The following is a 12,665-nucleotide window of genomic DNA, read 5'->3' as shown; positions in this document are numbered from 1 at the left end:
CTTTCACACGGATTCATTACTGAAAAGCCATCAAATAATTAACTCTGACATCCGATCCTAACGTAGCTTTTCTTAAAAACGGATTATAGTCCATTCCTTTTAAGTCAATTAAATTGAAGTCCCAAGGACGAGCCATAGCACACAACTCACTCGGTTTAATAAATTTCTTATAATCGTGGGTCTGTTTAGGCAATAAATTCAACACATATTCAGCAGCAATTATAGCTGTAGCATACGCTTTAATTGTTCTGCTAATTGTTGATACAAATAAAAATCCATGTGGCTTAAGTAGTCGCCTACAATGTTCAAATACCAACCCAGGATTTTCCACATGCTCCAACATTTCCATACATGTAATGACATCGAAACGTTGATGACTATATTTTTCAACTGAAGTACATTGATAGTTAATGTTTAGATGATTTTTTTTTGCATGTTCCTGAGCTACGAAAATAGCTGTAGATTCGGCATCTATCCCGGTAACTTTCGCTCCAGAATTTGCAAGTGCTTCACATAAAATACCCCCACCACAACCAACATCCAAAACATTTAAATCAGTTAATTGTACGTGTTGCTTAATAAAATCCAGTCGTATTTCATTAATATCATGAAGTGTTTTCAGTGGTCCCTCAGTATCCCACCATAAGTTGGCATGCTGAGCAAACTTACTAAGTTCTTGAGGATTAACGGTTGATTCAGTATTACTCATATTTTAGTAAATCCAATGGTTTAAAAAAGTCAATCACATGTTGATTGGTGATAAAACTTACATTATAAGGATGTTCTGCAATAAGTCCTATAGGTAATTTATCCTGTGCAGCAGTTTCAGCTATTTTACCTAATAAAATCAGTTGAATAGTAGGTTTAATTACAGTCAACTGTCCAAACAGGCTTTGCATAAAAGGCTTCCATTGACGAGCATGATAAGGAACCTTACCCTCGCTATAAACCAACGAGGCGTTGAGTAATAAAATACCTTTATTCATCATTCCTTTAAACAATTCTTGTGCTGTTTGCACTAAATAGCTTTTATCCACTAATGCAATATCGGCTTGTGATGTATTTAGATGCAAATCTCCACGTGCTAAAAGCATCATTTTTATCCAATTACGCAAAGAAGTTGCTCTATTAACGGCTTTACTTAACCCGGTCGAGCTCCATAAGTTGCCAACTGAATTATCCCAAAATGCATATCCATTTGCAGAGTCTTTACGAGGATAAGGTGATTCACCTAATAAAATATATTGAGTTTTGGCAAGTGGTAAACTGAATGCCGCTAATAATCGTTCTGTTCCTGGCAACCAATTTTTATCATTCATGAGCTGATGCAAATAATCCTGATCCATCGTTTTTAATGCGTTGATTAGAATTTCTTTCCAATCAGAATGACAATTATTTAATAAGGATTGATGTTCCACATTTATACTCGGTATCAATAATTCTAACGACCCTTCCAATATGACTCCTATTTCTATATAATGCTCTTAATTTACACAGGCATATAAAAGTTATGGGCACTTGCGTAAAGAACGAAGAAAACCTGACTAGCGATGCAATTCATAATCGTAACTGCTATGCTTATTTTGTTCAATTAAAAACTGCGATTAGGCACTGCCAAAACGTCATAAATCTCCTTCCAGAGTTCACCAAATTACAAGCTGTAATGAAGCAAAAATATGATAAAGACTATCCCTATGGTGATTTATATTCGTCTTGTATCTCCGCTTTAGAAAAGTATATTGAGACTAACCCTGCAGAAAAAGTTAAGGAACTTGATGAATTAGTTCTAGCTATTTACCACAATGACAACAAAATTCTCGAAGAATCGTCTGATTGGATAAATGATATTGGCGCCCAAATAAATCCTCGGAAACGCAATGTAGAAAAAAAAATTCATACAACAATAAAAGATAAAAAGAAAACTGTTAATCGACACTCACCTAATAATGAGGGTGGAATTTACCGTCGTCTTTATTCTTTGTTTGCAGATAACTTTAAACCTCAACACGAAACCAATTTGCCAACAATTAAAAATTTTTCTCATAAAGAAGATTCAGATGCAAGCGAGCATCGTTTTAGCACCCAAGCTCAGCGTCATAATGGACAAACTCGTATCAGTCCTCTGTTTAAACGTTGGCTACAAATAAATGCTGAATCATCAGAAAAATCCATATGCCATATATATTTTAATAATCTAGGATTAGATCGAAGTAAGTATGATATTGCGGGCTCCAAAGAAAGAGATATGACACTAGAGCTGCATAAACTTGAAGATGATCCGAGTCTCAAGGTTCTCGTCATTACCCTTCCTGCTAATGAAGGTTTAATGGAGTCCTCTGATTACGAAAAAACAAATGATCGTTTATCCTTTGTATCTGTATTTGATGAATTTCTAGATATAGCAAGCGAGAATACAACTAAAAACGTCATTTCTGATTTCCACATTAGTGCAAAAGCAAGAAATTTTTTGTTTGATGGTAATCAATATCAAATCTTAACCCAATTACTTCAGAAAAGTTTCCTTGCACAAGGACTTAGCAATAGAAGATTTATTTCTTCTGCGGAAAAACAAGCAGTTTGGGTGCACTTCATCAAATATGAACTCCCCAATTACATCATACAAAAAGTAAACCCCAAGAGCTTTAATTTTTCATGCAAAGATGCAATAGATCGTGGAGCACTTTCGTCTACTTATTATAACTTAGTACGATCATTTGAATTAGAAAAGCCTATAACTAAAAGAGAGTTTGAGCGCTCTCTTGATGCACCAGCTGCAAATGTTAAAGGAAGAGGGATGAATTTTCATCGAAAAATCATATGGAATGCTATAAATACTTATGTGAATGCAAATTATCTTGAATTAATTAATAATAAGAAGAAGTCTTGGCTCATTCACTGGCGTGATATGAACTGTCCTGGGATACAAACTAAGCAAATACTTAACAAAAGACTCAGTCAAACGATAGAACAATTCAATAAACTACCCGAAGAACATGGTAATATTAAAAAAACAGGTCTTAAATTATTAAATACTGTAACGAAGTTAGATCAGCAAAAGTCCTGTAGCGATGAACTCCTGCTGGAAATAATTTCACGCACATCTGAACTTGTAAATTCTTCGTCTGAAGAGTCCATTAGAAACTATGAAGTTCTAACTGATGAAGTTCAAATAAATTATCCTTCATTGTATGAACTCTCCGGCATGATGGTCGCCTTACTAGGTTTTATACTTTATATTCCCTCTTGTGGATACTCCCAGGCCCTAATTGATTATGGAGTGTCTTTTCAAAACAAAGGCTTTTTCTATGAAGATAGGATAAAATTAAGCGAAGAAATAGCTGAATTTACTACAGCTCTTCAATAATTTTGGAAATCCAAAACTATACTTTTTATAATCCGCACCTCTAAATTTGAGTAACACAGACTATATTGCTATCGTCTTAAAATAACTCCATGGAAACAAATTTTTTTACTTGCTTATTCGTGCCTTGTGGTTAAAAATAGAATTTACAGGGAGATTCTTAAACACAGGGAGCTGGTGTTATGTCTACTAATGAACAAGAACTTGATGTACTTATAAAGAGTGATATAAATCCATCCAATACAAATAAAGTCGTCATTGAAAAAGCTTTGTCACAGATGAATTTTTCTGATGCGGCTAAACAATTATTGCTCAACCCAAACTCACCTGAGCCTGATCTGGATAGTTTGCAAAGTATTGCTTTAACTCAAGAACACTTGGCACAAGTCAAAAAAAGTCTAGGTGCAATAGTCGACAGTTTACAAGATAACCCAAGCCTTATTTCACGTGCCGCTGCATTTTGGGGTGAGTTGCCATTATGGCAAAGAATTATTGGTGGTGTTGCTGTATCAGGACCTACCTTGATCATAGGAGCTGCAGCTCATATTGGATTCCTGGTAACAATTAGTGGTGTAAGCGCCTTAGCATACACGACCAGCGGTATTGTTCTTGATGACCATCATTATCATACAAAAAATATTGCTCAAAAATTAAAAGAAGGGATTTTTGGTGTCGCAGAAATCCTTGAATTAACTATTGGAGCATTGGATTCAATTCGCAAAAAACTCGCCGTTGAAATAGATAAATTTAAAGAAGAAAATGAGAGGTTAGCTAAAAATATTTCTAGATTGAATGAAGAAGTAGAGACATTAAGCGCTCAGGTTGAAGTATATATTGAAACTGAAAAATTACTTCGTAAAACAAAGGATGGACTTGAAAAAACAGCAGCAACTCTAAAACTTGATGTTGAAAAACAAAATAAACAATTTGAGGCCACCCAAAAGGAACTTTTGAAAGCTCGTGACGAGCATTCAAGAAGCCTGGTGTTATTATCCGAAAAAACATCTGAGTTATCTGAAGTTAGAATATCCATGGGAGCTGAAGTAGAGAAAGCAAAAAAAATTGCCTCCACATTAGAGGGAACAGTCAGGATTCTGTCCAGCGCAACCATAACTGACGGTAACCAACGACAGGCTTTTCAAGAAAAGCTCAATTCTTTCTTGGAGAATAAAGCAGCTAGCTTTGACCAAGTTGCAGAACGAATTGGCAAAGCAGAATCTGAACTTTTAGAGGTTAAATCTGAATTAAAAGCAAGTACAGAACGATTTAATAAGCTTCTAGAACTTCAAGAAAAGCAACTTCAGCGTCTACAAGGTCTAGACAGACGTGTTGACGCCAGTGCTCATCCAGAACTGCATCCTGTCAAAAATGAAGAGCAGACAAAATCAGATGGGTTACTAAGTAAACTCGGTTTCATGGCTATACCTCAATTATGGCCAATAACTAACTCGTCTCCACCTCCCAAAGCAGATAACCCAGTTCCTTAATGTAAAATTTTTTGAATTATCATTTCCTCCAAGCATAATTGCTCGGAGGATAGAATGATAGAATAAGATAAAATTGCCTCTATTTTTCTTCCTGGCACAACTTGGCAATACATTGTGAAGCCCACTAATTTCAGCTATTCTGTATTTTTAGCATTAATTCATAAACCGTGATTAAATCATATAATAAACTGATAAATATAATAAAAAACAATCAAGAAATGATGGTGAAACAACTCCATCAATTTTGTGAGATAAATTCTGGAACAACTAATTTAGTTGGATTAGCACACATGGCTAATCTACTACATACAGTCTATAAGCCAATTGCGGATACAATATATACAAAAAAGCATCCTCCTTTATCTATTATTGATATGTCCGGCAATACCTCACTCCAGACCTGTGGAGATGTTCTGTTTATTAGAAAGCGGCCTCACTTAAAGCGACGTGTTTTACTTTGTGGACACATGGATACCGTTTATGCTGCTGATAATCCATTCCAGAAATTAACTTATATTAATGATAACTGCATCAACGGTCCTGGGGTTACAGATATGAAAGGTGGGCTTGTTGTGATGTTGCATGCCTTATCTGCTTTTGAATTAAATGAATGTGCATCAGAGCTAGGTTGGGATGTTTTAATCAATGCAGACGAAGAAATTGGTTCACCAGCATCTAGTGTACTTTTAGATGAACTTGCGTCTAATTATCAAGCAGCTTTGGTATATGAGCCAGCTATGACTGCAAATGGCACTTTAGCTAAAAATCGTAAAGGAAGCGGAAAAATAACACTAATCGCTACTGGAAAGGCAGCTCACGCGGGGCGAGATTTTGCTGATGGCCGAAATGCAATTTGTTACTTGGCTGAAGCAATATGTGCCGTACACTCTCTTAACGGCAAACGTAATGGCGTTACCATTAACGTAGGAAAAATAGCAGGTGGACTGGCACTTAATGTAGTTCCTGATAAAGCTGTAGCACAACTTGACATTAGAATTAGTCTGCCTGAAGATGAATTTTGGGTACGAACTGAACTGGATCATATTATTTGTCAATTAAAACGTCCGGACTACTCTTTAAGTGTTCATGGCATTTTTGGAAGACCCGTAAAACGCGTGTGTTCAGGTACAGAACGTCTGTTTCATCGTATTCAATATTTAGGACAAGAGCTCGGTTTATCTATAGATTGGAAAGATAGTGGTGGCTGCTGTGATGGAAATAACTTAGCCCGCCACGGTTTACCAGTCCTGGACACACTTGGAGTCAGGGGAGGAAATATCCACAGCGCAGATGAATATATTCTACTCGATAGTTTATCTGAACGCGCTGCACTCAGTGCCTTACTCTTACTCGATCTTGCTCAAGGTGGCTTAGAGGATTTAAAAAATGATGCTATTTCGTAGTGCTTGCAATGCAGATTTAGATGCTATTCATCATTTGGCTGAAGAAAGTGGTGTTGGAATTACAACGCTTTCTAAAGATAAGGAAATATTAGCAAAACGACTGCATTGGTCGACTGATTCATTCAAAACAAATATAGAAAAACCAAATAATGAATATTATTTATTCGTTTTAGAAAACCAGCAAAGTAAAAAAATAATAGGTGTTTCAGGTATTGAATCATGTACCGGTCATGAGGCCCCTTTTTATTCTTATAAAATCTCCAAGCGAACCCGAATTTGCCGCTCATTAAATGTCCGTAGTGATTATGAAGTTTTAAGCTTGGTGAATGATAATCAAGGTCGAAGTGAAATCTGCACACTTTTTTTAGAACCGAAGTATAGAAAAAATAAAAATGGGTTATTACTTTCCAAGGCACGTTTCCTATTTATCGCCCAAAATCCTCAACGCTTTGCTTCAACAATAATTGCAGAAATGCGTGGGATCTCCGATGCACATGGCATATCACCTTTTTGGGAGAATGTAGGAAGTCATTTCTTTCATATGTCTTTTGCTGATGCCGATCGACTCACTCTCGCAACGGACAAACAATTTATAGCCGATTTAATGCCGCGAAATCCTATATACATTAAACTGCTGTCTCCGGAAGCACAAGCAGTAATAGGTGAATCTCACCCGTCTACACAAGCAGCCATGAAAATCTTATTAAAAGAGGGTTTTCGATATAACAAATACGTTGATATTTTTGATGCTGGACCTACACTTGAGGTTCCTCTATCAAAAATCAAAACCATTGAGCTTAGTCGAGTTGTAACCATTAAAAATATTAGTGATGAGGTGAGTAGCGCTAATTATTTACTAGCAAATACCCAATTGGATTTTCGAGCAACCGTTAATAGCGTGCTCGTTAATAAGGAAAATAATACCTGTATTATTAGTAAAAAAACAGCCAACCTCCTGCAAGTCAAATGCGGAAATCAATTACGAGTAGCTCCTTTACAATTTGATAATGGAGAGGCAAATGACTAATTCAACTGTAATACATGGCAAAGGACAGTATATTAATGGTCAATGGATAAAAGGCGATGGAACAACACTGGAATCGATAAACCCGAGTTATGGTACCTTACTTTGGCAGGGTACCATAGCTACAGAGCAGGAGGTTTCAGGTGCATGTCATGCTGCGCGACAGGCACTTTCATCTTGGTCCTCTCTTGATTTCGAACAACGTGCAGATTATACCCAAAAGTTTGCGCAACAAATTGATAAAAATCGCGACCATATGGCACATTTAATCGCTTTGGAAACTGGGAAACCCCTATGGGAAGCCCATACTGAAGTCAGTGCTGTTATAGGAAAAATTAATTTATCCATACAGGCTTACCATGAGAGAACCTGGACAAAAATAACCAAAACTACAGAAGCAAATGCGTGTCTTCGTTTTAAGCCTCAAGGCGTTGTGGTCGTTCTTGGAGCATTTAATTTTCCAGCCCATTTAAGTAATGGTCACATAGTTCCTGCCCTTCTTGCGGGCAATACAATTCTTTATAAGCCAAGTGAGCAGGCACCTGCAGTAGCTGAATTCATTATGCAGTGTTGGCATGAAAGCAAAATTCCCCCCGGAGTAATAAATTGCTTACAAGGTGATTCCTCCTGTGGAAAAGCATTACTATCACAAGACATCCAAGGTGTATATTTTACAGGAAGTTATGCAACGGGCTTGCGCATCCATCAGCAGTTTGGCGATAAACCTGAAGTAATTTTAGCTCTTGAAATGGGAGGAAATAATCCTTTAGTCATTGATGAAATTTCCGATCTCCATGCTGCCGTTTATCATACATTGCTTTCTTCATTACTTACGGCAGGCCAACGCTGCACTTGTGCACGACGAGTCATTATTCCCGATTCACATCAAGGTGATGAATTCCTGAATCATTTTATCAAAGCATGCTCATCAGTTAAAATTGGGCCGTTTGATCAAAAGCCAGAACCATTCATGGGACCCGTTATTAGTTATGAACAAGCCATTAAACACATCCATAGTCAGGAAAAACTAATTGAGTCAGGAGGCCTGCCCCTCTTATCCATGAGGTTACTTGCTGAGCATACTGGCCTACTATCACCAGGCATTATTGATATGACGCATCATGAAAACCCTCCAGATGAGGAAATTTTTGCACCATTAGTGCAAATATATCGCTACAATCATTTTGATGAAGCAATCAATCTGGCAAACCAAACTCGGTACGGTTTAGTCGCGGGTTTGTTGAGTAATAATGAACAACATTATTATCAATTTTATCAGCAAGTACGAGCTGGATTAATTAATTGGAATAGACCCACGACGGGTGCCGCCAGTAACCTTCCTTTTGGCGGAGTCGGATTGAGTGGAAATCATAGGCCAAGTGCTTATTTTGCTACGGATTATTGTGCCTATCCAGTAGCTAGTATGGAACAACCTCTCCTGACAATGCCAGAACAGACATTACCAGGTATTGGTAGCCTAGGAACTCCGTAACAAAGGGCCGCTATTAATAAGTTAAGATTTTTGTCATTCCCGCGAAGGCGGGAATCTATTCTTAAACTAGCACTACACTTTGCTAGAAATAGGTTCTCCCTTTCGCGGGAACGACAATTTATCCTTCACTTAATGGCGGTGGTGCAATGAACTCCGGGCTACGACTTTATGATTCGGACAAACAGTTACTTGAAACTTGAAACTTGAAACAGAAGATTAAAATGAACGTTTATGAATTAAACATGGATGGCCTAGTCGGACCTACCCATAATTATGCAGGTCTTGCAGCAGGTAATATTGCATCGCTCTCAAATGCCTTGGCATGCTCCAATCCCCAAGCAGCTGCCTTACAAGGTCTAGAGAAAATGCACTTACTTTATAAAATGGGGCTCAAGCAAGGTTTATTTCCACCACATCAGCGCCCTAATCTTGAACTACTGTATCAGTTAGGTTTTTGTGGTACACCGAAAGAACAAATTAATAAAGCCTATAGAACAGCACCTGAACTTTTGAGTGCCTGTTATTCAGCTTCCAGCATGTGGTCAGCAAATGCAGCCACAATTTCTCCAAGTACCGATACTCAAGACCATAAAGTTCATTTTACGGCTGCCAATCTTGTCAGTAATTTGCACCGACACCATGAAGCTGATTTTTCGAAAAAACTTCTGGAGTTTATTTTCGCAAACTCGGACTACTTCCACCATCATCCTATCCTGCCACGTTCAACCATTATGGGCGATGAAGGTGCAGCCAATCACAGTCGTATTTGTCAAAACTACAATCAACCCGGGATTCATCTTTTCGTTTATGGGAAAAAAGGATTAGGAAACAATCAATCACACTCTGGACCGATGAAATATCCAGCACGACAAACACAAGAAGCCTCTGAAGCCATAGTCCGTCAACATCAGCTATCGACAGACCATGTTGTATTTGCTTGTCAAAATCCACTTGCTATTGACCAGGGCGTTTTTCATAATGATGTGATATCTGTTGCCAATGAATCCGTTTTACTAGTCCACGAACAAGCCTTTCATCAGCAAAGTGCTGTGCTTAAAGAATTAGGTGAAAAAGCTTCTTTTCCTATAAATATCATCCAAATTTCACAAAAAGAGCTTAGTGTTGCCGATGCAGTTGAAACCTATCTTTTTAACTCACAAATTATTAGTTTATCGAAACAAAACTCTATGATGCTTATTGCCCCTTTTGAGTGTCAAAATAATCCGCGTGCTAATGCGTGCATTGAGAGAATACTTTCTGATGGATCCAATCCTATTAATTCAGTTCATTTCCTTGATCTGAAACAAAGCATGCGAAATGGTGGCGGCCCCGCTTGCCTCAGATTGCGTGTTCCATTAAATGAAGAAGAGCTTCAAGCCATGCATCAAGGTGTTTTAATAAATGATGATTTATTAAAGATTTTGAAGCAGTGGGTATTAAAGCACTATCGCACTGAGTTGATTGCTACAGACTTAGCGGATCCTCAGTTACTTGATGAATGTTTTTGTGCCCTGGATGAATTGACTCAAATCCTAAAACTAGGATCAATTTATCCCTTTCAATTAGAGAAGACTACCTAAAATGTGGAAAACAAAGTTAGGCACATGCATTTATACTTCTCCATCAGGTTATAAAGTATATCAAAATGTATGCTATCGCTGGCTAACGCTAGGGAGTAATGCCTTACAAACAGTTATAAACCGTCATAATCCACATAAACCTGGTTTATACTATCTCCCTGCACTTACAGTAATGGCCCGTAAATATCCGGGGGCTACTTGTATGTTAGGGCTTGGTGGTGCTGGAGTTGCATTGATGCTCAAGGATATCCCTGTAATTGCTGTAGATAATAGCGAAGAAGTCATCGAAATAGCAAAGCGTTTTTTTATAATCAATCGTTTAAAAAATTTAACCATTATTCATGAAAATGCGATGGATTATGTCCAAAATTGTGAAATAAATTTCTCACATCTAATTGTTGATCTGTACAATGCAAATCATTTTCCACCTGAGTGCGCTAATGTCCAGTTCTTTGCCTCATGCAAAAAAATAATAACTGAAGATGGAATTTTGGCTGTTAACTTAGCGAATATAAAAGAACAATATCCAATTTTTCAATTAATTAAAAATCAATTTAGCCATACGCTGGTTATACCAATAAGACAAAGTGCTAACATGGTAATTCTTGCTGCAAAAAATGACAGTAAAGAATCATTTATGCATAAAATAAATGAAACCGATGCCTTTAAACGAATTATTTGGGTAGATTCCTGGGGCTATGTTGGGGATTATAAAGAAACTATCTGGCAGCAATTAACAACCTATTTTAAACGCTAACTTTTGATGTTACTGTTGCAGAAATGTCTTCATGTTCCTTTTGCAAGATCTTATAGAAAGTAATTGGGAAGACAAAATACCTTTTTTCGTTTGAGTATAGTGCTTACATTGCAGATATCCCCAAAAGTCTAAGCCCATCAATAGCATAAATTCACTTTGCATCACTTCGTGTCTAGCCATTTAATGCTATCCAAGTTTTTTTTTGCAAAAATCAACCTAACAGGACTTACGAAAAACTCCAAGGTCGAGGCAAAAAATGTTTTTAATGAGGGAGTTTAGATAGACTAAATGACCGAAGTAAAAACATTTTTTAACGAAGAGATTGGGGTTTTTCGTAAGTCCTGCCTAAAAACAATTGGGTATTCACAAACCACTTATTCATCATCTTATTTTAACTTTACTTTATCTCAATTTGATCATAATACTATGCATTATTTAAATGAAGATAAACTCTATGGATACACCCGAATATAAAGCGGCTTCTGTTTCAGCCACTCAAGAGCTAAGAGCACTGTTTGAGATTGACAAACCCAATAGACAAGCTGCTTGGTATAATCGTTTAATAACTTGCCTACCCCACGCTATTTTCACTAGTGGTGAACCTGAGATCATCTTCAATCCCGCAGGGCTCACCTACTTTAATCTTGAACTTCCCGAAATCATCCCTGAAGACAGCAGTAGCATAACATGCTATACCATTCCTGAGCTCATCGATTCCTTCTTAATCAACGAAGGGGTAGGCATAGCCATCGAGGCATGGAATCCAAAAAAGGCTATCGATCTCAGCTATGGCGATGTCCTAGGTTTTCATCTCTATCGGACATTTACTGAACCTGAGGCTCATCCATTCAAAACAAATAAACCACATGTCTCAATTATTCACAAAGGCACTGATATCCTCGTCAGCGACGTGCCAGTGCAGATCCTACCCACAACCTCAATAAAATTACTTGAAGCGATCATGCTGCATTTCGGCATCCACGACGCTAAAGTCAAGTTCTTGTATATCCCGGAAACTGAGCAGAATGAGTTAGTTTTCTCATTTGACAAGAATCAATTTGAATCCAGCAAACTACAAGTGCTGCTCCAAAAAATAGGCTGGTTTTTACCAAGGTATTACTCATATTTGGCTTGTGATCTGAGCAGTGTGTCTCCTATAGTTGGAGCACAATAAAAGCAAGTTAGCAGTCTGTACATTGGGGAAATGCTCATTTTTGGCGGCTTGATCCACTAGCTGATTACGGCAAACTCAAAATTCTTGCTAAGCATCGTGTAAATTTTGAGCGCATTATCCCTCATAAATGAAGAAGATGATGTCAGACTATCACCATTTGCAAAAGCACATTTTTAGAGGCTTGGGTCGATATTCATTCTCGATGCATTATGAATGCATAAGATGGAATATTAAGGTCACTAAAGACTCCTAATAGTCCTTAAGTTGGTTTACCACTCCATTACTCCCCTGCCCCTAAATGTAATTTTTAAACTACGAAACAACCGAGGGGTCAAAAGTAGAAACTGTTTCAGCAAACTCGTTAATCGCATATAGTTCTTTGGATGG

Annotated in this window: 11 protein-coding genes; 8 read left to right on the top strand and 3 right to left on the bottom strand. The window is 37.5% G+C overall.

What is annotated here, in order from left to right; translation table 11 throughout:
• Positions 1–16: 16 nt before the first annotated feature.
• Together ubiG and DGG96_RS16625 are read right to left on the bottom strand one after the other, a co-directional pair.
• Positions 17–709 (bottom strand): bifunctional 2-polyprenyl-6-hydroxyphenol methylase/3-demethylubiquinol 3-O-methyltransferase UbiG, encoded by a 693-nt coding sequence (gene ubiG, locus DGG96_RS16630; RefSeq protein WP_110143679.1) that lies wholly within the window; start codon positions 707–709, stop codon positions 17–19.
• Positions 702–1,457 (bottom strand): uracil-DNA glycosylase family protein, encoded by a 756-nt coding sequence (locus tag DGG96_RS16625; RefSeq protein WP_110143678.1) that lies wholly within the window; start codon positions 1,455–1,457, stop codon positions 702–704. Before DGG96_RS16625 ends, ubiG begins: the two co-directional genes overlap by 8 nt.
• A gap of 53 nt (positions 1,458–1,510) precedes the next feature.
• On the opposite strand from DGG96_RS16625, the gene DGG96_RS16620 reads away from it, so the two are divergent.
• From DGG96_RS16620 to DGG96_RS16590, 7 genes are all read left to right on the top strand, one after another.
• A complete protein-coding gene (locus DGG96_RS16620) occupies positions 1,511–3,364 on the top strand; it encodes a hypothetical protein (protein WP_110143677.1) in 1,854 nt (617 codons plus the stop codon).
• 179 nt (positions 3,365–3,543) lie between these two features.
• The gene (locus DGG96_RS16615) at positions 3,544–4,848 is read left to right on the top strand and encodes a LegC2/C7 family Dot/Icm T4SS effector (protein WP_110143676.1); all 1,305 of its coding nucleotides are present in this window, start codon (positions 3,544–3,546) and stop codon (positions 4,846–4,848) included.
• A gap of 167 nt (positions 4,849–5,015) precedes the next feature.
• Positions 5,016–6,251, top strand: a complete 1,236-nt coding sequence (locus DGG96_RS16610; protein ID WP_110143675.1) for a hydrolase — start codon at positions 5,016–5,018, stop codon at positions 6,249–6,251.
• Positions 6,235–7,278 carry an arginine N-succinyltransferase gene (locus tag DGG96_RS16605; RefSeq protein WP_110143674.1) on the top strand — a complete coding sequence of 348 codons (1,044 nt, stop codon included), beginning with the start codon at positions 6,235–6,237 and terminating at the stop codon, positions 7,276–7,278. The genes DGG96_RS16610 and DGG96_RS16605 overlap by 17 nt, the downstream gene beginning before the upstream one ends.
• Positions 7,271–8,767: a succinylglutamate-semialdehyde dehydrogenase gene (gene astD, locus DGG96_RS16600; RefSeq protein ID WP_110143673.1), complete on the top strand. Its 1,497-nt coding sequence runs from the start codon at positions 7,271–7,273 to the stop codon at positions 8,765–8,767. The genes DGG96_RS16605 and astD overlap by 8 nt, the downstream gene beginning before the upstream one ends.
• A gap of 221 nt (positions 8,768–8,988) precedes the next feature.
• The gene (astB, locus tag DGG96_RS16595) at positions 8,989–10,347 is read left to right on the top strand and encodes an N-succinylarginine dihydrolase (protein WP_110143672.1); all 1,359 of its coding nucleotides are present in this window, start codon (positions 8,989–8,991) and stop codon (positions 10,345–10,347) included.
• A gap of 1 nt (position 10,348) precedes the next feature.
• Positions 10,349–11,104: a spermidine synthase gene (locus DGG96_RS16590; protein WP_110143671.1), complete on the top strand. Its 756-nt coding sequence runs from the start codon at positions 10,349–10,351 to the stop codon at positions 11,102–11,104.
• Positions 11,105–11,113: 9 nt separating this feature from the next.
• Here the strand turns inward: DGG96_RS16590 and DGG96_RS20930 are convergent, their stop codons facing one another.
• Positions 11,114–11,284 (bottom strand): hypothetical protein, encoded by a 171-nt coding sequence (locus tag DGG96_RS20930; RefSeq protein WP_165831634.1) that lies wholly within the window; start codon positions 11,282–11,284, stop codon positions 11,114–11,116.
• A gap of 274 nt (positions 11,285–11,558) precedes the next feature.
• Between DGG96_RS20930 and DGG96_RS16580 the strand changes: the two genes are divergently transcribed.
• Positions 11,559–12,278, top strand: coding sequence for a hypothetical protein (locus tag DGG96_RS16580; protein ID WP_110143670.1), 720 nt, complete (start codon positions 11,559–11,561; stop codon positions 12,276–12,278).
• Positions 12,279–12,665: the final 387 nt, after the last annotated feature.

Source organism: Legionella qingyii, assembly GCF_003184185.1.
Note: the sequence above shows the minus strand (reverse complement) of the source record. Positions and strands in the feature narration are given on the sequence as shown.